Origin of the sequence: Streptomyces hoynatensis (genome assembly GCF_003626535.1) — a bacterium.
GTDB lineage: Bacteria > Actinomycetota > Actinomycetes > Streptomycetales > Streptomycetaceae > Streptomyces > Streptomyces hoynatensis.
Genome location: NZ_RBAL01000008.1, coordinates 71,957 through 97,343, shown reverse-complemented (window position 1 = coordinate 97,343; position 25,387 = coordinate 71,957). Strand labels below are relative to the sequence as shown.

The 25,387-nt window shown below is 77.0% G+C and carries 1 protein-coding gene (only partly in view); it reads left to right on the top strand.

Translation table 11 applies throughout. The features are described from left to right. Positions 1–25,387: the 3' portion of a type I polyketide synthase gene (locus tag D7294_RS15715; protein WP_120680064.1), read on the top strand. 3,644 nt of this gene lie to the left of the window's left edge; only the last 25,387 of its 29,031 coding nucleotides appear in the window; the start codon falls outside the window, past its left edge; it ends in the stop codon at positions 25,385–25,387.

Below are 25,387 nucleotides of genomic sequence, written 5' to 3'. Positions count from 1 at the left end.
GGTGCGGGTGCGGCTGCGGCCCGTCGGCGACGACGCCATGGCCATCGCCGTGGCCGACGCCGCGGGCGAACCCGTCGCCTCCATCGACTCCCTGGTGCTGCGCGCCGTGACGGCCGGGCAGCTCGCCACGACGGAACCCGGGGGCGGCGACAGCCTGTTCCGCCTCGACTGGGCCCCGGTCGCGGCGGGCGAGCCGGCCGCCGCCCTCGCGGTGCTCGGCGCCGACCCCTTCGGCCTCGGCACGCTGCCCGGCGCCCGGGGGTACGCCGACCTCGCCTCCCTCGCCGAGGCCGCCGGGGCCGGCGGCGAGAACCTGCCCGCCGCCGTGCTGGTGCCGCTCGCGGCCGAGGCGGGCGCCGGGGAGGCCGACGCGGCCGGGCGCGCCCGCGAGGCCGGCACCCGCGTGCTCGCGCTCCTGACCGACTGGCTCGCGGAGGAACGATTCGCCCGCACCAGGCTCGTCCTCGTGACCCGCGGCGCGGTGGCCGCAGCCCCGGGCGAGGACCCCGACCCGGCCGCCGCCGCCGTCTGGGGCCTGGTGCGTTCCGCGCAGTCGGAACAGCCGGGCCGCTTCGCCCTGCTCGACCTCGACGCCACCGAGGCCACCCTGGCCGCCGTGCCCACCGCGCTCGGCGAGGAGCCGCAGCTCGCGCTCCGCGACGGCACCGCGCTCGCCGCCAGGCTCGCCCGCGTCGCCCCCACGCCCACCCCCGCCGCGCCCGCCTGGGACGCCGGGGGCCAGGTCCTCGTCACCGGCGGCACCGGCGGCCTCGGCGCGCTCCTCGCCCGGCACCTCGCCACCGCGCACGGCGTCCGCGAGCTGCTGCTGGTCAGCCGCCGCGGCCCGGCCGCGGAAGGCGCCGCGGAACTCGTCGCGGAACTCGCCGAGGCCGGCGCCACCGCCGAGGTGGTGGCCTGCGACGTCGCCGACCGGGCGGCGCTCGCCGCCCTGCTCGACGGCCGCCGCCTGTCCGCCGTCGTGCACACCGCGGGCGTCCTCGACGACGGCCTCGTCACCTCCCTCACCCCCGAGCGCCTGGACGCCGTGCTGCGGCCCAAGGCGGACGCCGCCTGGCACCTGCACCAGCTCACCGCGGACCGCGAACTCGCCGCGTTCGTGCTCTACTCCTCGGCCACCGGCGTGCTCGGCACCCCGGGCCAGGCCAACTACGCCGCGGCCAACGCCTTCCTCGACGCCCTCGCCGCCCACCGCCGCGCCCAGGGCCTGCCCGCCCACTCCCTCGGCTGGGGCGCCTGGGCCTCCGAGGGCATGCTGGCCGACGCCGACGCGGAGCGCATGGCGCGCTCCGGCCTGCCGCCGCTGACCCCCGCCCAGGGCCTGGCCGCCTTCGACGCCGCGCTCGCCGGCGAGGAGAGCGCCCCGCTCGCCCTGCGCCTGGACCTGTCGGTGCTGCGCGCCCAGCCGGAGATCCCGCCGCTCTTCCGCGGCCTGATCAGAACCCGCGCGCGCCGCTCCGCCGTGGCCAGCTCGGAGGCGGCCGAGACGCTGGCCCGCAGGCTGTCGGGACTCGGCGAGGAGGAGCGCCGCGAGGCCCTCCTGGAACTCGTCCTCGGCCAGGTGGCCGCCGTGCTCGGGCACTCGGACGGCGGCGAGATCGAGGCCGACCGGCAGTTCCGCGACCTCGGCTTCGACTCCCTGACCGCCGTCGAACTGCGCAACCGGCTCGCCGCCGTCACCGGCCTCAGGCTCGCCGCCACCATGGTCTTCGACTACCCGACGCCGACCGTGCTCGCCAGGCACCTGGCCGAGGAGCTGTTCGACGCCCACGCCGCCGCGCCCGTGCCGGCCACGCCGCGGCGGGCCCCGGCCGAGGACGACCAGATCGTCATCGTCGGCATGGGCTGCCGCTACCCGGGCGGCGTCGGCTCCCCCGAAGAGCTGTGGCGCCTGGTCCTGGACGGCACCGACGCCATCTCCGGCTTCCCCACCGACCGCGGCTGGGACCTCGACCGGCTCTACCACCCCGACCCCGACCACCCGGGCACCTCGTACACGCGGCACGGCGGATTCCTGCACGACGCGGGCGAGTTCGACGCCGGCTTCTTCGGGATGAGCCCGCGCGAGGCGGTCGCCACCGACTCCCAGCAGCGCCTGCTGCTGGAGACCACCTGGGAGGCCATCGAGGCCGCCGGCATCGACCCGGTCTCCCTGCGCGGCAGCGCCACCGGCGTCTTCGCCGGCGTCATGTACAACGACTACGGCGCCAGCCTGGGCGGCGGGGAGTTCGAGGGCTACCAGGGCAGCGGCACCTCGCCCAGCATCGTCTCCGGCCGCGTCTCCTACACCCTCGGGCTCGAAGGCCCGGCCGTCACCGTGGACACCGCCTGCTCCTCCTCGCTGGTCGCCCTGCACCTGGCGGCCCAGGCGCTGCGGGCGGGGGAGTGCAGTCTGGCCCTGGCCGGCGGCGTCACCGTGATGTCCACGCCCACCGCCCTGGTCGAGTTCTCCCGGCAGCGCGGCCTGGCCCCCGACGGGCGCTCGAAGGCGTTCTCCGACGCCGCCGACGGCGTCGCCTGGTCCGAGGGCGTCGGCGTGCTCGTCCTCGAACGGCTCTCCGACGCCCGGCGCAACGGGCACCAGGTGCTGGCCGTGGTCCGCGGCTCCGCCGTCAACCAGGACGGCGCGAGCAACGGCCTCATGGCCCCCAACGGCCCCTCGCAGCAGCGGGTGATCCAGGCCGCGCTCGCCGGCGCGGGACTGCGGCACGACGAGGTCGACGTCGTCGAGGCCCACGGCACCGGCACCTCGCTCGGCGACCCGATCGAGGCCCAGGCCCTCCTGGCCACCTACGGCCAGGACCGCGAACGCCCCCTGCACCTGGGCTCGATCAAGTCGAACCTCGGCCACACGCAGGCCGCCGCCGGCGTCGCCGGCATCATCAAGATGGTCCTCGCGCTGCGCCACGGCGTCCTGCCGAAGACCCTGCACGTCGGCACGCCCTCCACCCACGTGGACTGGTCCTCGGGCGCCGTCGAGCTGCTGACCGAGCCCGCCGAACTGCCCGCCCTCGACCGCCCCTGGCGGGCCGGCGTCTCCGCCTTCGGCATCAGCGGCACCAACGCCCACGTGATCCTGGAGGCCCCCACCGCGGACACCGGCGCGCCCGCACCCCGCCCCGAGGCCGGGCGCCGCGAGGCGGTGGTGCCGTGGCTGGTGTCGGGCAAGACCGCGGACGCCGTCAGGGCCCAGGCCGCCCGGCTGCTCACCCACCTCAGGCAGCGCCCCGAACTCGACGCCGTCGACGTCGCCTTCTCGCTGGCCACCACCCGCTCCGCCTTCGAGCAGCGCGCCGCCGTCGTCGGCCGCGACCGCGAGGAGCTGCTGCGCGCGCTCGCCGCGCTGGCCACCGACCGGCCCGACGCCGCCCAGGTCAGGGGCGAGGCCGCCGGCACCCGCCGGGTGGCCATGGTCTTCACCGGCCAGGGCAGCCAGCGGCCCGGCATGGGCAAGGAGCTCTACGAGCGCTCCGACGTGTTCGCCAGGGCCCTGGACGAGGCGCTCGCCGCCCTCGACCCGCACCTCGAACGCCCGCTGCGCGAGGTGATGTTCGCCGCCGAGGGCACCCCGGAGGCCGCGCTGCTCGACGAGACCGGCTGGGCCCAGCCCGCGCTCTTCGCGCTCGAAGTGGCCCTGTTCCGGCTGGTCCGCTCGCACGGCGTCAAGGTGAACCACGTCGGCGGCCACTCCATCGGCGAGATCGCCGCCGCCCACGTCGCCGGGGTCCTCTCCCTCGCCGACGCCGCCACCCTCGTCGCCGCCAGGGCGCGCCTGATGCAGGCCCTGCCCGCGGGCGGCGCCATGGTCGCCGTCCAGGCGGCCGAGGAGGAGGTCGCGCCGCTGCTCGCGGGACGCGAGGACGAGGTGTCCCTCGCCGCCGTCAACGGCCCCTCCTCCGTGGTGCTCGCGGGCGACGAGGAGGCCGTGCTCGGCCTGGCCGCCGCCTTCCGCGAGCAGGGCCGCAAGACCTCCCGGCTGAAGGTGTCCCACGCCTTCCACTCGCCCCACATGGACGGGATGCTCGACGCCTTCCGCGAGGTCGTCTCCGGGCTCACCTTCGCCGCGCCGGCCATGGGGCTGGTCTCCAACCTCACCGGCCGCCCGGCCACTTCGGAGGAGCTGTGCTCGCCCGAGTACTGGGTGCGGCACGTGCGCGAGACCGTCCGCTTCGCCGACGGCGTGCGCGCCCTGCACGAGGCGGGCGTCGGCACCTTCGTCGAGATCGGCCCCGACGGCGTGCTGACCGCCATGATCCAGGAGGTGCTCGGCGAGGCGGACGCCGCCGAGAGCCCGGCCCCCCTGGCGCTGGTGCCGGTGCTGCGCGCCGAGCGTTCCGAGGAGCTGACCAGCGTCACCGCGCTGGCCAGGCTGCACGCCCACGGCGTCACCGTCGACTGGCCCGCCTTCTTCGCGCCGCACCGCGCCCGCCGCGTCGACCTGCCCACCTACGCCTTCCAGCACGCGCACTACTGGCCGCAGGCCCCCCTGGTGCCGGCCGGCGCCGGCGCCGACCCGGCCGACGAGCGGCTGTGGGCCGCGATCGAGCGCGGCGACGCCAGCGAGCTGGCCGCCCTGCTGCGTCTCGGCGAGCAGGAGCGCGACCAGCTGTACTCGCTGCTGCCCGCGCTGTCCTCCTGGCGGCGCGGCACCCAGCAGCGCTCCGTCCTCGACTCCTGGCGCTACCAGGTGAGATGGACGCAGCTCCCGGCCGCCGCCGCACCCGTGTTCACCGGCACCTGGCTGCTGTTCCACGGCGCGGGGGCCGAGCAGGAGGAACTCGCCGGGCTCCTCGCCCGGGCCCTGACCGAGCGCGGCGCCGAGGCCAGGACGGTCGTCCTGGACGAGGACTGCGCCGACCCCGGGACCCTCGCCGCGCGGCTGCGCGCGGCAGGCGGGCTCCCGGCCGGCGATCCGGCGCCGGGAGCGGCCGGGGAGGCCGGGGACGCCGGGGAGCCCTCCGGGGAGGAGCCGGCGCCCGCCGTCTTCGCCGGCGCCGTCTCCCTGCTCGCCCTCGACGAGCGGCCCACCGCGGAGCACCCCGTGCTGACCCGGGGACTCGCGCTCACCCTCGCCCTGCTGCGCACCCTCGACCTCCCGGTGTGGACCCTCACCCGCGGCGCCGTCGGCACCGGCCCGGGCGACGCCCTCACCTCCCCGGCCCAGGCCGCCGTCTGGGGGTTCGGCCGGGTGGCGGCGCTGGAGTACCCGCGCCGCTGGGCCGGCCTGATCGACCTGCCCGCCACCCTCGACGACACCGCCCTCGGCCGGCTGCTCGCCGCGCTCGCCGGGCAGGACGCGGCCGGCGGCGGCGAGGACCAGCTCGCCGTCCGGGCCACCGGCACCTTCGGCCGCCGCCTCGCCCACCGCACCGTGGACAGCCTCCCCGGCCCGGGGGAGTTCACCCTGGACGGCACGGTGCTGGTCACCGGCGGCACCGGCGGCCTGGGCGCCGCCGTCGCCCGCTGGCTCGCCCGCAGCGGCGCCCAGGCCCTGCTGCTCACCAACCGGCGCGGTCCCGAGGCGCCGGGCGCGGCCGAACTGCGCGCCGAACTCGAAGAGCTGGGCGCGCAGGTGGAGATCGTCGCCTGCGACGTCGCCGACCGCGAGGCGCTGGCCGCGCTCCTGGCGGGCATTCCCGCCGAGCGGCCCCTCACCGGCGTCGTCCACGCCGCGGGCATCGGCCAGGCCGCCCCGCTGGCCGAGACCGGCCTGGCGGAGTTCGCCGAGGTGATGCGGGCCAAGGTGCTCGGCGCCGCCCACCTCGACGCGCTGCTGGGCGAGGCCGAGCTGAGGCTGTTCGTCCTCTTCGGCTCCGTCGCCGGCGTCTGGGGCAGCGGCGGCCAGAGCGCCTACGCCGCCGCCAACGCCTACCTGGACGCCCTCGCCGAGCAGCGCAGGGCCCGCGGCCTGGCCGCCACCAGCGTGGCCTGGGGCCCCTGGGCCGAGGTGGGCATGGCCACCCACGAGGCCATGTCGGGCAACCTCCAGCGGCGCGGCCTCGGCATGCTGCCCCCCGAGGAGGCCATCGCCGAGCTGAACCGCGCCGTAGTGCACCAGGACGTGACGGTCACCGTGGCCGACGTGGACTGGGAGCGCTACCACCCGATCTTCAGCTCGGTGCGCCCCAGCGCCCTGCTGCGCGACCTGCCCGAGGTCAGGGCGCTGGCCAAGGCCGCCGCCCCGGACACGGGCGCCACCTCGGAGCTGGCCGCGCGGCTGCGCGGCCTGTCCGAGACGGAACGGGTGCGCACCCTGCGCGAGCTGGTGCGGGCCGAGGCCGCGGCCGTCCTCGGCCACGCCTCCGCCGCCGAGGTCGGCGAGCAGCGCGCCTTCCAGGAGATCGGCTTCGACTCGCTGACCGCCGTGGAACTGCGGCAGCGGCTGAGCACCGCCACCGGCCTCACCCTGCCCGCCACGCTGATCTTCGACTACCCCAACCCGATCGCGCTCGCCGACCACCTGAACGCCGAACTCCTCGGCGCCGAGAAGGAGATCGTCGCCTGGCAGCCCCAGCACGGCGGCGCCACCGACGAGCCGATCGCCATCATCGGCATGAGCTGCCGCTTCCCCGGCGGCGCGAACAGCCCCGAGGAGTTCTGGGAGCTGATCGCGGCCGGGACCGACGCCATCTCCGAGTGGCCCGAGGACCGCGGCTTCGACGTGGCCGCGATGTACGACCCCGACCCCGACCAGCCGGGCACCGCCTACAGCACCCAGGGCGGCTACCTCACCGAGGCGGGCGACTTCGACCCCGGCTTCTTCGGCATCTCCCCGCGCGAGGCCACCGGCATGGACCCGCAGCAGCGGCTGCTGCTGGAGACCACCTGGGAGGCCTTGGAGCGGGCCGGCATCGACCCGGCCGACCTCAGGGGTAGCAGGACCGGCGCGTTCATCGGCTCCAGCTACTCGGAGTACGGCATGGGCGGCGGCGACGGCAGCGGCGCCGAGGGCTACGCCGTCACCGGCAGCAGCCCCAGCGTCCTGTCCGGCCGCGTCTCCTACGTGTTCGGCCTGGAGGGCCCGGCGGTCACCGTGGACACCGCCTGCTCCTCCTCGCTGGTGGCGATGCACCTGGCCAGCCAGTCCCTGCGCAGCGGCGAGTCCACCCTCGCCCTGGCCGGCGGCGTCACCGTGATGCCCAACCCCAAGCCCTTCATCGCCTTCAGCCGGCAGCGGGTGCTGGCCCGCGACGGCCGCTGCAAGTCGTTCTCCGACGCGGCCGACGGCATGACCCTCGCCGAGGGCGTCGGCATGCTGCTGCTGGAGCGCCTCTCGGACGCCGAGCGCAACGGCCACCAGGTGCTCGCCGTCATCCGCGGCTCGGCCGTGAACCAGGACGGCGCCTCCAACGGCCTGTCCGCGCCCAACGGCCCCTCGCAGCAGCGCGTCATCATGCAGGCCCTGGCCAACGCCGGCCTCACCCCGGACGAGGTCGACGCCATCGACGCGCACGGCACCGGCACCGCGCTCGGCGACCCCATCGAGGCGCAGGCGCTCCAGGCCACCTACGGCCGCGACCGCGACCCACAGCGGCCGCTGCTGCTCGGCTCGGTGAAGTCCAACATCGGGCACTCCCAGTCGGCCGCGGGCGTCGCCAGCGTCATCAAGATGGTGATGGCGCTGCGCAACCGGGTCTGGCCCAGGACCCTGCACGCCGAGACCCCCTCCTCGCACGTGGACTGGAGCAGCGGCTCCCTCTCCCTGCTGACCGAGCCGGTCGCCTGGGAGGCCGACGGCAGGCCGCGGCGCGCCGCGATCTCCTCCTTCGGCATCAGCGGCACCAACGCCCACACCCTGATCGAGGAGGCCCCGGCCCCCGCGCTGCCGCCCGCGCCCGAGCCCGCCGCCGAGCCGCCCGCCGTGCTGCCCTGGGTGGTCTCCGCCCGCAGCGAGGCCGCGGTCCGCGGCCAGGCGGCGGCGCTGCGCTCCCGGCTGGAGACCGAGCCGCTGTGGCGGCCCCACGACGTCGGCTTCTCGCTGGTGTCCTCCCGCGCCACCTTCGAGCACCGCGCCGTGGTGCTCGGCGCCTCGGACGCCGAACTGCGCGCCGGCCTCGACGCGTTGCGCGGCGACGCCGGGCAGCCAGGGCAGCAGGAGGTCGTGCGCGGGCTGGCCGACCTGGAGGGCAAGACCGTCTTCGTCTTCCCGGGCCAGGGCGCCCAGTGGGAGGGCATGGGCGCCCAGCTCCTCGACGAGTCCCCGGTGTTCGCCGCCCGCGTCGCCGAGTGCGCCGCCGCGCTCGCCCCGCTGGTCGACTGGTCGCTGATCGACGTGCTGCGCGGGGTCGAGGGCGCCGCGCCGCTCGACCGCACCGAGGTGCTGCAGCCCGCCTCGTTCACCATGATGGTGGCGCTCGCCGAGGTGTGGCGCTCCATGGGCGTGGTGCCCGACGCGGTGATCGGCCAGTCCCAGGGCGAGGTCGCCGCGGCCTGCTTCAGCGGCGCCCTGTCCCTTGAGGACGCCATGAAGGTGATCACGCTGCGCAGCGCGATCACCACCGAGCGGCTGCGCGGCACCGGCGGGGTGGCCTCGCTCGCGCTGTCCGCGGCCGAGGCCGAGGAGCGCATCGCCGAGTGGGGCCCGCGGCTCTCCCTCGCCGCCGACAACGGCCCCAGGGCCGTCACCGTCTCCGGCGAGCCCGCCGCCCTGGACGAGCTCGTCGCCCGGCTGACCGAGGAGGGCGTGCGGGCCCGGCGCATCTTCGCCGAGTACGCGGGGCACTCCGCGCTGGTCGAGCCGGTGCGCGAGGAACTGGTGGCCGCCCTGTCGGTGCTCAGGCCGCAGGAGCCCACCATCCCCTTCTGGTCCACCGTCACCGGCGGCTGGATCACCGGGCCCGACCTGGACGCGCAGTACTGGTACCGCAACCTCAGGGAGCCGGTGCTCCTCACCGACGGCGTGCGCGGCCTGGCCCGCTCCGGGCACCGGGCCTTCCTCGAAGTGAGCACCCACCCGCTGCTCGGCGGGCCGCTGGAGGACACCCTCGCCGAGGAAGGCGTCAGGGGCGTCGTCGTCGGCACGCTGCGCCGCAACGTCGGCGGGCTGCGCCGGATGCTGACCTCCGTCGCCGAGGCCTTCGTGCGTGGCGTCCCGGTGAACTGGCCGGCCTGCTTCGCCGACACGGACGCCAGGCGCGTGGACCTGCCGACCTACGCCTTCGCGCACGAGCGGTTCTGGCTGATGCCCTCGGCGCCGCCGCAGGGCGCGCCCGGCGAGGCCGACCCGGTGGACGCCGAGTTCTGGGCCGCGGTCGAGCGGGCCGACCTCGCCGCGCTGGGCGAGAGCCTGCACGTGGACGAGCAGACCCTGGCGGCCGTGCTCCCCGCGCTCGCCGACTGGCGCCGGCAGCAGCAGGAGCAGCACACCACCGAGTCCTGGCGCTACCGCGTCAGCTGGAAGCCGGTCAACGCCGGCTCCCGCAGGCCGCTGACCGGCACCTGGCTGCTGGTCGGCGCCGAGGGCGCCGACCCGGCCGCCGACGAGGAGGTCGAGGCGGCGCTCACCGCGCACGGCGCCTCGGTGCGCCGCCTGGTGCTCGGCGAGGACTGCCTGGACCGCGAGGTGCTCGCCGCCAGGCTCGCCGCGCTGGCCGGCCCCGCGGCCGAGACGCCCGAGGGTGCCGGGGACGCCGGGGCCGAGGGCGCCGGGGACGGCGAGCCCGGGGCCGAACTCGGCGGGATCGAGGGCTTCACCGGCATCGTCTCCACCCTGGCCGCCGCCGAGCAGCCCAGCGAACGCCACCCGGCGCTCGCCCTCGGCCTGGCCCTGACCGTCAGCCTGGTCCAGGCCCTCGAAGCCGAGGCGGGCGAGGGCGCCGCCAGGGTCCCGCTGTGGAGCCTCACCAGGGGCGCCGTCTCCACCGGCCGCTCCGACCAGGTCACCCACCCGATACAGGCGCAGGTCATGGGCGTCGGCTGGACCGCCGCCCTGGAGCACTCGCAGCGCTGGGCCGGGCAGATCGACCTGCCCGCCCGCCTCGACGCGCGCGCCGCCCAGCGGCTGGCCGCCCTCCTGGCCAACCCGGGGGAGGAGGACCAGCTCGCCATCCGCGGCTCCGGCGTCCTGGCGCGGCGCCTGGTGCGCGCCCCCGGCCGCGAGCGGCCGGCCCGCGACTGGACCCCGCGCGGCACCACGCTGATCACCGGCGGCACCGGCACCCTCGGCCCGCACGTCGCCCTGTGGTGCGCCCACCTGGGCGCCGAGCACCTCGTCCTGGTCAGCAGGCGCGGCCCCGAGGCCCCTGGCGTCGCCGAACTGACCGCCCAGATCGAGGAATTGGGCAGCAGGGTCACCGTCCTCTCCTGCGACGTGTCGGACCGCGACGCGGTCGCCGCCCTGCTCGACGGGCTCCGGGAGCAGGGCCACACCCTGCGCAACGTCATCCACACCGCGGCCGTCATCGGCCTGTACTCGCTGGCCGAGAGCACCCACGAGGCGTTCTCCGAGGTGGTCGCCGCCAAGGTGCACGGCGCGGCCAACCTGGACGCGCTGATCCACGAGGAGCTCGACTCCTTCGTGATGTTCTCCTCCATCTCCGGCATGTGGGGCAGCGGGCAGCACGGCGCCTACGTGGCCGCCAACGCCTACCTCAACGCGCTGGCCGCCCACCGCCGCGCCCGCGGCCTGGCCGCCACCGCCGTGTCCTGGGGCATCTGGTCCGACGACCTGGGCCTCGGCCGGGTGAACGTGGAGCAGATCAGGCGCACCGGACTCGTCTTCATGAACGCCAGGCTCGCGCTCAACGCGCTCAAGGGCGTGCTCGACGAGGACGAGACCGACATCGCGCTCGCCGACCTCGCCTGGGACCGCTACCACTCGGTGTTCACCTCGACCAGGCCCACCACCCTGTTCGACGAACTGCCCGAGATGAAGGCGCTGACCGAGGCCGAGGCGCACCCGGCCGCCTCCCCGGCGGGCGACGGCTTCCTCGACCGGGTCCGCGCCATGCCGGTGGCCGAGCAGGAGCGGGTGCTGCTCGACCTGGTGCGCACCCAGATCGCCAGCGTGCTCGGGCACTCCTCCACCGAGGAACTCGCCGAGCACCGGGCGTTCCGCGACATCGGCTTCGACTCGATCACCGCCGTCGACCTGCGCAACCGGCTGAGCGCCGCCACGGGCCTCACCCTGCCGACGACGATGATCTTCGACCACCCGAACCCGGTGGCGCTCGTCGCCTACCTGCGCTCCCAGATCGTGGGCGCCGAGACCGACTCCACCGCCCCCCGGGTCACCGCGGTCTCGGACGACGAGCCGATCGCCATCATCGGCATGGCCTGCCGCTACCCGGGCGGGGTGACCTCGCCCGAGGACCTGTGGCAGCTGATGCTCGACGGCGTCGACGCCACCTCCGAGTTCCCCACCGACCGCGGCTGGAACGCCGAGGCCCTGTACGACCCGGACCCGGAGCGGACCGGCGGCACCTACTCCATCCGCGGCGGCTTCCTGTCCCACGTCGCCGACTTCGACCCGGGCTTCTTCGGCATCAGCCCCCGCGAGGCCCTGGCGATGGACCCGCAGCAGCGGCTGCTGCTCGAAACCACCTGGGAGACCTTCGAACGCGCCGGTCTCGACCCGGCCACCCTCCGCGGCAGCCTCACCGGCGCCTTCATCGGCGCCAGCTACCAGGACTACTCGACCGGCGGCTCCGAGGCGCAGGACGCCTCGGAGGGCCACCAGGTCACCGGCACCCTCTCCAGCATCCTGTCCGGCCGGGTGTCCTACCTGTTCGGCCTGGAGGGCCCCGCCGTCACCATCGACACCGCCTGCTCCTCCTCGCTGGTCGCCATGCACCTGGCCTGCCAGTCGCTGCGCGGCGGGGAGAGCTCCCTCGCGCTGGCCGGCGGCGTTAGCGTCATGGCCACCCCCGGCGCGTTCGTCGGCTTCAGCAGGCAACGGGCGCTGGCCTCCGACGGCCGCTGCAAGGCGTACTCGGACGCCGCCGACGGCATGTCGATGGCCGAGGGCGTCGGCCTGGTCCTGCTGGAGCGGCTCTCCGACGCGCGGCGCAACGGCCACCGGGTCCTCGCCGTCGTGCGCGGCAGCGCCATCAACCAGGACGGCGCCTCCAACGGCCTGACCGCGCCCAGCGGCCCCTCGCAGCAGCGGGTCATCCGGCAGGCCCTGGCCAACGCCAGGCTCCAGCCGACGGACATCGACGCCGTCGAGGGCCACGGCACCGGCACCGCCCTCGGCGACCCGATCGAGGCCCAGGCGCTGCTTGCCACCTACGGCCGGCGCGAGGACCGGCCGGTGCTGCTCGGCTCCGTCAAGTCCAACATCGGGCACACCCAGATGGCCTCGGGCGTGGCCGGCGTGATCAAGATGGTCCTGGCGATCCGGCACGGCGTGCTGCCCAAGACGCTGCACGTGGACCAGCCCTCCTCGCACGTGGACTGGTCAAGCGGCGCCGTGCAGCTGCTCACCGAGGCGGCCGAGTGGCCGCAGACCGGGCGGCCCAGGCGCGCCGCCGTCTCCTCCTTCGGCCTGAGCGGCACCAACGCCCACACCATCCTCGAAGAGGCGCCCGAGGAGGAGCCGGCCCGCGAGCGGGCCCAGGCCCCCGGCGCCGCGGAACCGGCCGCCGCGCCGGCCACGGAACCGGCCGCCGAGCCGGTGCCGGTGCTGGTCTCCGCGCGCGGCGCCGACGCGCTGCGCGCCCAGGCGGGCCGGCTGCTCGGCCTGCTGCCCGGGGACCGGCCCGAGGAGGGCACGGCGGCCGGCCCGGAGGCCGCGGCCGAACCCGGCGCCGGCCCCCGCCTCGCCGACCTGGCGTTCTCGCTGGCCACCACCAGGTCCAGCTTCGAGTACCGGGCCGCGGTGGTCGCCGCGGACCGGGAGGAGCTCCGCAGGGGCCTTGCCGCGCTGCGCGACGGGCTGCCGGCCGCGGGCCTCGTCCAGGGCCACACGGCCCGCGGCAGGTTCGCCCACCTGTTCACCGGACAGGGCAGCCAGCGCCCCGGCATGGGCCGTGAACTCTACGAGCGTTACCCCGTGTTCGCCGACGCCCTCGACGAGGTCTGCGCCCACCTGGACACCCACCTCGAACGCCCGCTGCGCGAGGTGATGTTCGCCGCCGCGGACGCCGCGGACGCCGCGCTGCTCGACGCCACCGGCTACACCCAGCCCGCGCTGTTCGCCCTCGAAGTCGCCCTCTACCGCCTCGTCGAGTCCTGGGGCGTGCGGCCCGACTACGTGGCCGGGCACTCCATCGGCGAGATCGCCGCGGCCCACGTGGCCGGGGTGCTCTCGCCGGCGGACGCCTGCACCCTGGTGGCCGCGCGCGCCTCCCTCATGCAGGCGCTGCCCGCGGGCGGCGCCATGGTCTCCGTCCAGGCCACCGAGGAGGAGGTCACGCCGCTGCTGACCGAGGGCGCCGCCGTCGCCGCGGTCAACGGCCCGCGCTCCCTGGTGCTCTCCGGCACCGAGGCGGCCGTCACCGAGGTCGCCGGGCGGCTGGCCGCCGCGGGCCACCGCACCAAGCGGCTGCGGGTCAGCCACGCCTTCCACTCGCCGCTGATGGACCCGATGCTGGCCGAGTTCGAGCGGGTCGCGGCCGGCCTCACCTACCACGCGCCGAGCATCCCGCTGGTCTCCACCGTCACCGGCACCCTCGCCACCGCGGAGCAGCTGTCCTCCCCGCGCTACTGGGCGGAACAGGTCCGGAACACCGTCAGGTTCGCCGACGCCGTCTCCTGGCTGGCCGCCGAGGGCGTGCGCTCCTTCCTGGAACTCGGCCCGGACGGCACCCTGTGCGGCATGGCGCGCGAGAGCCTGCCGGAGGAGGCCGCCGCCCCGCTGCCCGCGCTGCGCCGGGACCGCGCCGAGAACCAGGCCCTGCTCGCCACCCTCGCCGGGCTGCACGTCCAGGGCGTCACGGTGGACTGGGCGGCGTTCTTCGCCGGCGCGGACGTCCATCCGATCGAACTGCCCACCTACCCCTTCCAGCACCAGCGTTACTGGCCCGAGGCGGCCGCCCCGGTCGGCCCGGGCGCCCCCGCCGCGGCCGACCCGGTGGACGCCGAGTTCTGGGACGCGGTCGGCCGGGCCGACGTGGACGCCCTGGCCGCCGCGCTGGAACTCGACGGGGACACCGTCTCCGCGATGGTGCCCGCGCTGACGACCTGGCGGAACAAGCGCCGCCAGGCCGGCACCGTCGAGGGCTGGACCTACGGCATCGCCTGGAAGCCCGTGGACACCCCGCGGGCCTCGGGCCCGGCCGACCCCTGGCTGGTCCTGGTGCCCGCCGCGGCCGCCGACCGCAGGTGGGTCGCCGCCGCGGCCGACGCCGTCGGCGCCCCCACCACGGTGGTCGAGGTCGAAGGCCCCGACCGCGAGGCGCTCGCCGCCCGGCTCGCCGCGCTCGACGGCGCCTCCTTCGCCGGGGTGCTCTCGCTGCTCGCCGCGGCGGCCCCCGCCCAGGACGGTGCGGCCGACGGTGCGGCCGGTGAGGTGCCCGCGGCCCTCCTGCTGACCGCCGTGGCCGTGCAGGCCCTCGGCGACGCCGGCATCGAGGCCCCCCTGTGGTGCGCCACCCGCGGCGGGGTCTCCGTCGGCCGCTCGGACCGGCTCGCCGACCCGGAACAGGCCACCGTCTGGGGCCTGGGCAGGACCGTCGCCCTGGAGCACCCGCAGCGCTGGGGCGGCCTGGTCGACCTGCCCGAACGCCTCGACTCCGGCACCGCGGGACGGCTCGCCGGCGTCCTCGCCGGCACCGAGGACCAGGTCGCCGTGCGGCCCTCCGGCTCCTACGCCAGGCGCCTCACCCACCGGCCCGCCGCGCTCGAGCACCCGCAGGGCGGGTTCACCCCGGGCCGCGGCACCGTCCTGATCACCGGCGGCACCGGCGGCATCGGCGCCCACGTGGCCAGGTGGCTGGCCGGGGCGGGAGCGGAGCACCTGCTCCTGGCCGGCAGGCGCGGCCCCGAGGCGCCGGGCGCCGCGGAGCTGGCCGCCGAGCTGGAGGCCGCGGGGGCCAGGGTCACCCTCGCCGCCTGCGACGTGGGCGACCGCGAGGCGCTGGCCGCCCTGCTGGGCGCCCTGCCCGCCGGACAGCCGCTCACCGCCGTCTTCCACGCCGCCGGGCTCGCCGAGGACGGCCTGGTGGACGCCCTCACCCCCGAGTCCTTCACCGCGGTGCTGCGGGCCAAGTCGCTGGCCGCCCGCCACCTGCACGAGCTGACCGCGGACGCGGACCTGTCGGCCTTCGTCCTCTTCTCCTCCATCGCCGGGGTCGTCGGCGGCGCCGGGCAGGGCAACTACGCCGCCGCCAACGCCTACCTCGACGCCCTCGCCGAGCACCGCCGCGCCCAGGGCCTGCCCGCGACCTCCGTCGCCTGGGGAGCGTGGGCCGGGTCCGGCATGGCCGTGGACTCCGAGCACGCCGACGTCATCGAGAGCAGGCTGCGCCGCGGCGGGCTCGCCCCGATGCCGCCCGAGCTCGCCGTCTCCGCGCTGCGCCGCGCCGTGGGCGGCGAGTACGCCGCCCTGCTGGTCGCCGACGTGGACTGGAACCTCTTCCACCCGGCGCTGACCGCCACCCGCCCCGCCCCGCTGCTGGGCGACCTGCCCGAGGTGGCGCGGATGCAGGACCTCGGCGGCGCCGCGGGCGACGAGCGCGCCGAGCGGCAGGGACGCTGGCAGGAGCTGCTGCGCCTGCCCGCGGCCGAGCGGTCGCGCCGCATGCTCGACGTGCTGCGCGCCGAGGTCGCCGCGATCCTCGGCCACGCCGACGGCAGCGCCATCGACCCCGACCGCGCGCTGACCGACCTCGGCTTCGACTCGCTGACCACCCTGGAGCTGCGCAACGGCCTGGCCGCCGCCACCGGCCTGACCCTGCCCGCCTCCCTCGTCTACGACTACCCGACCACCCGCGCCCTGTCCGACCACCTGCTGGCCGAACTCCTCGGCGCGATGGGGGAGCAGGAGGAGGCCGGGGCGGGCGCGCCGACGCCCGTCAGGCAGGCCGCCGACGAGCCCATCGCCGTGGTCGGCATCGCCTGCCGCTTCCCCGGCGGCGTGACCTCACCCGAGGAGCTGTGGGCGCTGCTCGCCGAGGGCAGGGACGGGGTGTCCCCCTTCCCCACCGACCGCGGCTGGGACCTGGCGGCCCTCGCGGGCGGCGGCTCCTCGACCCGCGAGGCCGGATTCCTCGGCGGCGTCGCCGACTTCGACGCCGGCTTCTTCGGCATCTCGCCGCGCGAGGCCCTGGCGATGGACCCGCAGCAGCGCCTGGTGCTGGAGACCAGCTGGGAGGCCCTGGAACGCGCCGGGATCGACCCGGCGGGCCTGCGCGGCAGCCAGACCGGCGTCTTCGTCGGCACCAACGGCCAGGACTACTCGGGCGTCCTGCGCGGCGCCTCCGCCGAGGTCCTCGGCTACGTGGCCACCGGCACCACCGCCAGCGTCATGTCCGGCCGCATCGCCTACAACCTCGGCCTGGAGGGCCCGGCCATCACCGTCGACACCGCCTGCTCCTCCGCCCTGGTCGCCATGCACTGGGCGGCCCGGGCGCTGCGCGACGGCGAGTGCGGGCTCGCCCTGGCCGGCGGCGTCTCCGTGATGTCGACCCCGGACACCTTCTTCGAGTTCACGGCGCAGAACGGCCTGGCCGCCGACGGCCGGTGCAAGGCGTTCGCCGAGAGCGCCGACGGCACCTCGTGGGCCGAGGGCGTGGGCGTGCTGGTGCTGGAGCGGCTCTCCGACGCCCTCCGCAACGGCCACGAGGTGTGGGGCGTGCTGCGCGGCTCCGCGGTCAACTCGGACGGCGCCTCCAACGGCCTCACCGCGCCCAACGGCCCCTCCCAGCAGCGGGTCATCCGCCAGGCGCTGGCCGACGCGGACCTCGCCCCCGGCGACATCGACGCGGTCGAGGCGCACGGCACCGGCACCACCCTCGGCGACCCGATCGAGGCCCAGGCGCTGCTGAACACCTTCGGCGCCGGCCGGGAGAACCCGCTGTGGCTCGGCTCCATCAAGTCGAACATCGGGCACACCCAGGCCGCCGCGGGCGCCGCCGGCGTGATCAAGATGATCCTCGCCATGCGGCACGGCACCCTGCCGAAGACCCTGCACGTGGACGCCCCGACCTCGCACGTGGACTGGTCCTCGGGCGCGGTGGAGCTGCTGCGGGAGGCCACCCCCTGGCCGGAGACGGGACGGCCGCGCCGCGCCGGCGTCTCCGCGTTCGGCGTCAGCGGCACCAACGCCCACGTCGTCCTCGAACAGGCCCCGGCCGCCGAGCCTGCCGAGCCTGCCGAGCCCGCCGAGCCCGCCGTGCTCACGCCGGCCGCCGTGCCCTGGGTCGTCTCCGGCCGCACCGCGGCGGCCCTGGAGGCGCAGCTCGAACGGCTGGCCGCGTTCCGCGAGGCGCACCCGGAGGTCACCGCGGCCGACCTCGGCCGCGCGCTGGCCACCACCCGCTCCGCCCTGCCCCACCGCACGGTGCTGCTCGCGCAGACCGGCCCGGACGGCCTGGCCGTCTCGGTGACCAGGACCGTCACCGCCCAGGCTCAGCCGGCGCCCGGCACCAGCGCGTTCCTCTTCACCGGGCAGGGCTCCCAGCGGCTGGGCATGGGCCGCGAACTGTACGCCCGCTTCCCGGTGTTCGCCGCCGCCTTCGACGCGGTCGCCGCCCACCTCGACCTGGAGCTCGACCGCCCGCTGCGCGAACTGCTCTGGTCCGGGGAGGAGCCGGAGCAGGCCGCCGAGGCCCTGGACCGCACCGGCTGGGCGCAGCCCGCGCTGTTCGCCGTCGAGGTGGCCCTGTTCCGGCTCGCCGAGTCCTTCGGCCTGCGGCCCGGCTACCTGGCGGGGCACTCGATCGGCGAGGTGGCCGCGGCGCACGTGGCCGGGGTGCTGTCGCTGCCCGACGCCTGCGCGCTGGTCGCCGCCCGCGCCCGCCTCATGGAGGCCCTGCCCGAGGGCGGCGCCATGGCCGCGATCCAGGCCACCGAGGAGGAGGTGCTCCCGCTGCTGACCGGCGGCGTGTCCCTCGCCGCGGTCAACGGGCCGCGCTCCCTGGTGGTCTCCGGCGAGGAGACCGGAGTGCTCGACCTGGCCGCCGCCTTCGAGGAACGCGGCCGCAAGTCGACCCTGCTGCGCGTCTCGCACGCCTTCCACTCGCCGCTGATGGACCCGATGCTCGGCGCGTTCGCGGCCGCCCTGGAGGGGCTGACCTTCGCCGAGCCGCGCATCCCCGTGGTGTCCAACCTGACCGGCCGGATCGCCACCGAGGCCGAACTGCGCTCTCCCGAGTACTGGGTGCGGCACGTGCGCGAGGCGGTCCGCTTCGCCGACGGGGTGCGGGCGCTGCGCGAGGCGGGCGTCACCACCTTCGTCGAGCTGGGTCCCGACGGCGTGCTCGCGGCCATGGCCCAGGAGACCCTCGACGCCGAGCCCGCGGGCGGGGCCGCGCCGCTGGTGGTGCCGCTGCTGCGGCGCGACCGCGGCGAGGAGACCGCCCTGGCCGGCGCGCTGGGCCTGCTGTTCGCGCACGGCGCCGAGGTGGACCTGGCGGCGTTCTTCGCCGGGACCGGCACCGCCCGCGTCGACCTGCCGACCTACGCCTTCCAGCGGCAGCGCTACTGGCCGGACACCGTGCAGGCCGCGGGCGGCCCGGCCGGGGCCGAGGACCCCGCGGACGCCGAGTTCTGGGCCGCGGTCGAGCGCGCCGACGCCGATTCCGTGGCCGCCACCCTCGGCCTCGACGGGGAGGCCGTGACCTCGGTGCTGCCCGCCCTGTCCGCCTGGCGCCGCCGCAGGCGCGAGCTGTCCCTCGTGGACGGCTGGCGCTACCAGGCGACCTGGTCCCGGCTGGGCGACGCCGCGCAGGCCACGCCCGAGGGCAGGTGGCTGGTGCTGGCGCCCGGCGGCGCGGAGGAACTCGCCGCCGCGGTGACCGGCGCCCTGGGCGCCGGGGCGGTCCGCCTCGACGTGCCCGCGGACGCGGCCCTCGGCGCACTGCTCGCCGCCCTGCGGGACGGCGGGGAGGACACCGGATTCGCGGGCGTCGTCTCGCTGCTGGCCACCGCCGCGGGCGATGTGGTGGCGCCGCCCGCCGCGGCCTGGCCCTCGGCGCAGGTCGCGGCGCTGGCCGCGGCCGGCATCGACGCGCCGCTGTGGTGCGTCACCGCGGGCGCCGTGGCCGTGGACGCCGCCGAGCGCCTCGCCGCACCGGCCCAGGCCGCCGTCTGGGGCGAGGGCCGCGTGCTCGCGCTGGAGAACCCCGAGGCGTTCGCCGGGGTGATCGACCTGCCGGGCGACGCGGGCGCCGCCCTCGGCACGCCGGGCCCGCTCGCCGCCGCCTTCGCCGCCGCGCTCGGCGGCGCCCTGGGACGGGAGCGGGAGATCGCCCTGCGCGCCACGGGCGCCTACGCGCGGCGCCTGGTGCGCGTCGCCGGCAGCCCGGCCGCCGGCTCCTGGACCCCGGGCGGCACGGTCCTCCTCGTCGGGGGCGCCACCCCGATGGGCGGCCGGGTCGCCGCCTGGCTCGCCAAGGAGGGCGCCGCGCACCTGGTCCTGACCGCACGCGAGGGCGAACAAACCCCGGGCGCGGCCGAGTTGACGGCGGAGCTGAACGCGCTCGGCGCGGCCGTCACCCTCGTCGCCTGCGACCCGGCCGACCGGGAGGCGCTGGCCGCCGTCCTCGGCTCGCTCGACGCGGAGGGCGGGCACGGACCGCTCACCGCCGTCGTCCACGCCGGGGAGCCCGCCGCGGAGCCCGCCGAGGGCGCGGCGCCGCCCGAGCCCGCCGAGGCGCTGTCCCAGGCGGTCGCCGGGGTGCGCCACCTCGACGCGCTGCTCGGCGACCGGCCCCTGGACGCGTTCGTGGTGCTCGGCTCCATCGCCGGCGTCTGGGGCGTGCGCGGGCGCGGCGCCGAGGCCGCCGCCGGCGCCTGGCTCGACGCCTTCGCCCGGGCCCGCCGCGACCGGGGCGCCGCCGCGCTCTGCGTCGCCTGGGGCCCGTGGGCGGAGAGCCCGGAGAGCCCCATGGCCCGGCACCTGCGGCTGAGCGGCCTGCCCGGCATGGCGCCCGACCTGGCGCTCGCCGCGCTCGGCCGGTCCGTCGCCACCGGCGAGACCTCGGTGACCGTCGCCGACGTGCGCTGGGACACCTTCGCCCCGTCCCTGCCCGGGACGCTGCTCGCGGACCTGCCCGAGGCACGCGCCGCGGTGGAGGCCGCCGGCGGCGAAGGGGCCGGGCAGCCGGTGGCCGCGGCGCTGCGGCAGCGGCTGCTCGGGCTGCCGGAGAGCGAGCGGCACGACGCGCTGCTCGCCCTGGTCGTCGAGCGGATCGCGGTCGTCCTCGGCCACGCGGGCGCCGGGTCCGTCGAGGTCGGCGTGCCCTTCCGCGACCTCGGCTTCGACTCGATGACCGCGGTGGACCTGCGCAACCAGCTCACCGCGGAGACCGGGCTCACCCTGCCCGCGACCCTGGTCTTCGACCACCCCACCCCGGCCGAGCTGACCGACCACCTGCTGGCCGAACTCCTCGGCGCCGAACCGGAGGAGCAGCCCTCCGCGGCCGGGACCGCCCTCGCCGCCGACGAGCCCATCGCGATCGTCGGCATGGCCTGCCGCTACCCCGGCGGGGTCAGGTCGCCCGAGGACCTGTGGCGGCTCCTGATGGACGAGGTGGACGCCGTCGGCGAGATGCCGGTGGACCGCGGCTGGGACTTCGACTCGCTCTTCGGTCCCGACAGCACCCAGCGCAGCGTCACCAGGCAGGGCGGATTCCTCTACGACGTCGCGGACTTCGACCCCGACTTCTTCTCCATCTCGCCGCGCGACGCGCTGGTGATGGACCCGCAGCAGCGGCTCGTCCTGGAAGCCTCCTGGGAGGCCCTGGAACGCGCCGGGATCGACCCGGCCGCGGTCCGCGGCACCGGCGCCGGCGTGTTCGTCGGCGGCGGCAGCGGCGAGTACCGGCTGCCGGCCGAGACCGCCGGGCACGAGTGGCAGACCGCGCAGTCGGCCAGCCTGCTCTCCGGCCGCCTCGCCTACACCTTCGGCCTGCAGGGCCCCACCGTCTCGGTGGACACCGCCTGCTCCTCCTCGCTGGTCGCGCTGCACCTGGCGGCGCAGTCCCTGCGGCAGGGCGAGTGCGACCTGGCCCTGGCCGGCGGCGTCACCGTGATGTCCACCCCGGTGGGCTTCGTCGAGTTCAGCTCCCAGGGCGCCCTGTCCGAGGACGGCCGCTGCAAGGCGTTCGCCGAGGGCGCCGACGGCACCGGCTGGGCCGAGGGCGTGGGCATGCTCGTCATCGAGCGGCTCTCGGACGCCAGGCGCCTGGGCCACGAGGTGCTCGCGGTGCTGCGCGGCTCCGCCATCAACTCCGACGGCGCCTCCAACGGCCTGACCGCCCCGAGCGGCCCCGCCCAGCAGCGCGTCATCCGGCAGGCCCTGCGCAGCTCCGGGCTCGCGGCCGGCGAGGTGGACGCCATCGAGGCGCACGGCACCGGCACCAGGCTCGGCGACCCGATCGAGGCCCAGGCGCTGCTCGCCACCTACGGGCGGGAGCGGGAGCGGCCGCTGCTGCTCGGCGCCGTCAAGTCGAACATCGGGCACACCCAGGCCGCCTCGGGCGTCGCCGGGGTGATCAAGATGGTCATGGCCATGCGGCACGGGGTGCTGCCCAAGACCCTGCACGCCGAACGGCCCACCACCGAGGTGGACTGGTCCTCGGGCGCGATCCGGCTGCTCACCGAGCCCGAGCCGTGGCCCGAGACCGGCAGGCCGCGCCGGGCCGGCGTCTCCTCCTTCGGCGCCAGCGGGACCAACGCGCACCTCATCATCGAGCAGGCCGCGCCCCTGCCCGCCCCGGCGGCCCGGGACGGCGGCGCGAGCGCGCCCACGCCCGCGGTGCTGCCGGTCACGGTGTCGGGCCGCACGGTGCCCGCCCTGCGCGCCCAGGCCGGCCGGCTGCTCGAACTGCTGCGCTCCGAGCCGGAGCTGACCACCCCGGACGTCGCCCACTCGGCCGCCACCACCCGCTCGGTCTTCGAGCAGCGGGCCGTGGTGCTGGCCGGCGACCGCGAGGAACTGCTCGGCGGGCTCGCCGCGCTGGCCGAGGACCGCCCCGCCCCGCACGTCCTGGTGGGCGAGGCCGAACGCGCCGGCAAGCTGGCGTTCCTCTTCTCCGGGCAGGGCGCCCAGCGGCTGGGCATGGGCCGCGACCTGTACGGCCGCTTCCCGGCGTTCGCCCAGGCCCTGGACGAGGTGCTGAGCCACCTCGACCCGGGCCTGCGGGAGGCGATGTGGGGCGAGGGCGAGGCGGCGGCCGCCGCGCTGCGGCAGACCGGCGTCGCCCAACTCGCCCTGTTCGCCGTCGAGGTGGCGCTCTACCGGCTGATGGAGTCCCTCGGCCTGCGGCCCGACTTCCTGGCCGGGCACTCCATCGGGGAGCTGTCCGCGGCACACGTGGCCGGGGTTTTCTCGCTGCCCGACGCCTGCGCGCTGGTCTCCGCCAGGGCCCGCCTCATGCAGGCGCTGCCCGAGGGCGGCGCGATGATCGCGCTGCGGGCGAGCGAGGAGGAGGTGCTGCCGCACCTCACCGAGGGGGTGTCCATCGCGGCGGTCAACGGGCCGGCCTCCGTGGTCATCGCGGGCGACGAGCAGCTGGTCGAAAAGCTGGCGGAGAACTGGGAGTCCAGGCGGCTGCGGGTCTCGCACGCCTTCCACTCCGCCCACATGGACCCGATGCTCGACGACTTCAGGGCGGTGGCCAGGACCCTGACCTACCACCGGCCGCGCATCCCGATCGCCACCGAGGGCGACGTCACCTCGGCCGATTACTGGGTGCGCCACGTGCGCGAGCCCGTGCGGTTCGCCGACGCCGTGCGCGGCCTCGGGGAACGCGGCGCCACCGCCTTCCTCGAACTCGGCCCGGACGCGGCCCTGTCCGCGATGGCGGGCGACAGCGCCCCGAGCAGCGCCCTGGTGGTGCCCGCGCTGCGCAAGGACCGCGGGGAGGAGGCCACCCTGGTGGCCGCGCTGGCCCGGCTGCACACCCGCGGCGTCGCGGTGTCCTGGCCCGCGTTCTTCGCCCCGCTCGGCGGCCGGCGGATCGAGCTGCCCACCTACGCCTTCCAGCGGCAGCGCTACTGGCCCGACGCCCTGCCGCAGGCCACCCGCGCCGCCCGCGCCGCGGGGGCCGCCGCCGCGCCGGCCGCGCCGCCCGCCGAGGGCGAGCAGGCGCTGTGGCAGGCCGTCGAACGGCAGGACTTCGACGCGCTGCGCACCGAACTCGACGTGGACGGCGAGGCGCTGTCCCAGGTGCTGCCCGCGCTGCTCGACTGGCGCCGCACGCTCCAGGACCGCTCCCTCGCCGACAGCTGGCGGCACCGCATCATGTGGAAGCCGCTGGGCGGCGGCACCGCCGACGCCCTGCCCGGCACCTGGCTCGCGGTGCTTCCCGCCGAGCCGGCGGCCGGCGAGGCCGGCCGGATCGCGGCGGTGCTCGACGCGCTCGGCGAGGACACCGTCCGGGTCACCCTGACCGGACCCGACCGGGCGGCGGCGGCCGAGGCCCTGCGCGGGGCCGCTCCCGCCGCGGCACCCCGGTTCGCCGGCGTGGTCTCCCTGCTGGCCCTGGGCACGAACGGGGCGGGCGGCGCGCCGGAGGGCGTGCTGCTGACCACGGCGCTGATCCAGGCGCTCGGCGACACGGGGATCGGCGCGCCGCTGTGGTGCCTGACCCGGGGCGCCGTCGCGGTCGCCGCCTCCGAGGGCGCCGACAGCCCGCCGCAGGCGGCCGTCTGGGGCCTCGGGCGGGTCGCGGCCATGGAGTACCCGGAGCGCTGGGGCGGCCTGATCGACCTGCCGGAGACGCTCGACGCCCACGCCGCGCGCGGCCTGCGGACCGTGCTCGCCGGGACCGCCGAGGGCTTCGAGAACGAGGTGGCGGTGCGCGCCGGCGGCATGTTCGGCCGCAGGCTCGTCCCCGCCCCCGCCCCGCTCCCGGCCGCCGAGTGGCGCCCGGAGGGAACGGTCCTCATCACCGGCGGCACCGGCGCCCTCGGCGCGCACGTCGCCCGGGCGCTGGCCCGGGAGGGCGCCGCCAGCCTGCTGCTGGCCGGCCGCCGCGGCCCCGACGCGCCGGGCGCCGCGGAACTTGCCGCGGAACTCACCGCGCTGGGCGCCCGGGTGCGGATCGCCGCCTGCGACGTCGCCGACCGCGAGCAGGTGCGGGAGCTGCTCGCCTCGGTGCCGGGCGAGCACCCGCTGACGGCCGTGGTGCACGCCGCGGGCGTCCTGGACGACGGCGTCCTCGACCGGCTCACCCCCGACCGCTTCCTTGAGGTGTTCCGCTCGAAGGTGGACTCGGCGCTGCTGCTCGACGAACTCACCAGGGACGCGGACCTGTCGGCGTTCGTCCTGTTCTCCTCCGCCTCCTCCGCGGTGGGCAACCCGGGCCAGGCCAACTACGCCGCGGCCAACGCCGTGCTCGACGCGCTCGCGGAACGCCGCGTCGCGGCCGGGCTCCCGGCCACCTCCATCGCCTGGGGCCCGTGGGGCGGCGGCGGCATGGCCGGCACGGACGCCGCCCAGGGCGGGGCCAGGCGCGCCGGGATCGCCATGATGGACCCGGAACTCGCCTGCCTGGTGCTGCGACAGCTCGTCGCCGAGGGGGCGCCGACCGCCGTGGTGGCCGCCGTCGACCGCGGGCGCTTCTCGGGCGGCGGCTTCCGCCCCAGCCCGCTGATGCGGGAGCTGGCCCAGACCGGCTCGGGGCCGCAGGCGGGCGAGGCGCCGCCCGCCGAGGGCGCGTTCGGCGAGGAGGTCAGGCGGATGCCGGCCGCCCGCCGGATGGAGGCCGTCGTCGACCTCGTCCGCACCACGGCCGCGGCCGTGCTGGCCCAGCCGGACCTGGAGGCGGTGCGCGCCGACCGGCCGTTCCGCGACCTCGGGTTCGACTCGCTGGCCGTCGTCGAGCTGCGCAACCAGCTCAACGCGGCCACCGGCCTCAGCCTCGCCTCGACCCTGGTCTACGACCACCCCACGCCCCAGGAGCTGGCCGCGCACGTGCTCGGGCAGCTGGTGCCCGAGGGCCAGGGAAGCGCGGCCGGGGCGGACCAGGACGAGGAGGAGACCGAGATCAGGCGGCTGCTCGCGGAGGTCCCGCTGGTGCGGCTGCGGGAGCTCGGCGTGCTCGAACCGCTGCTCCAGCTCGCCCGGCCGGGATCGGGCGGCGCGCGGGCCGGCGAGGGCCAGGACGACCCGGTGGACGCGTCCGCGGACACGTCCATCGACACGATGACCGTGGACGACCTCGTGCAGGCCGCGCTCGGCGACCAGCTCGGCGATCCGCTCGGCGACTCTCCCGGCGACCAGCCGGGCGAAGACGGCCGGCCCGGTTCCTCGGACAGATGA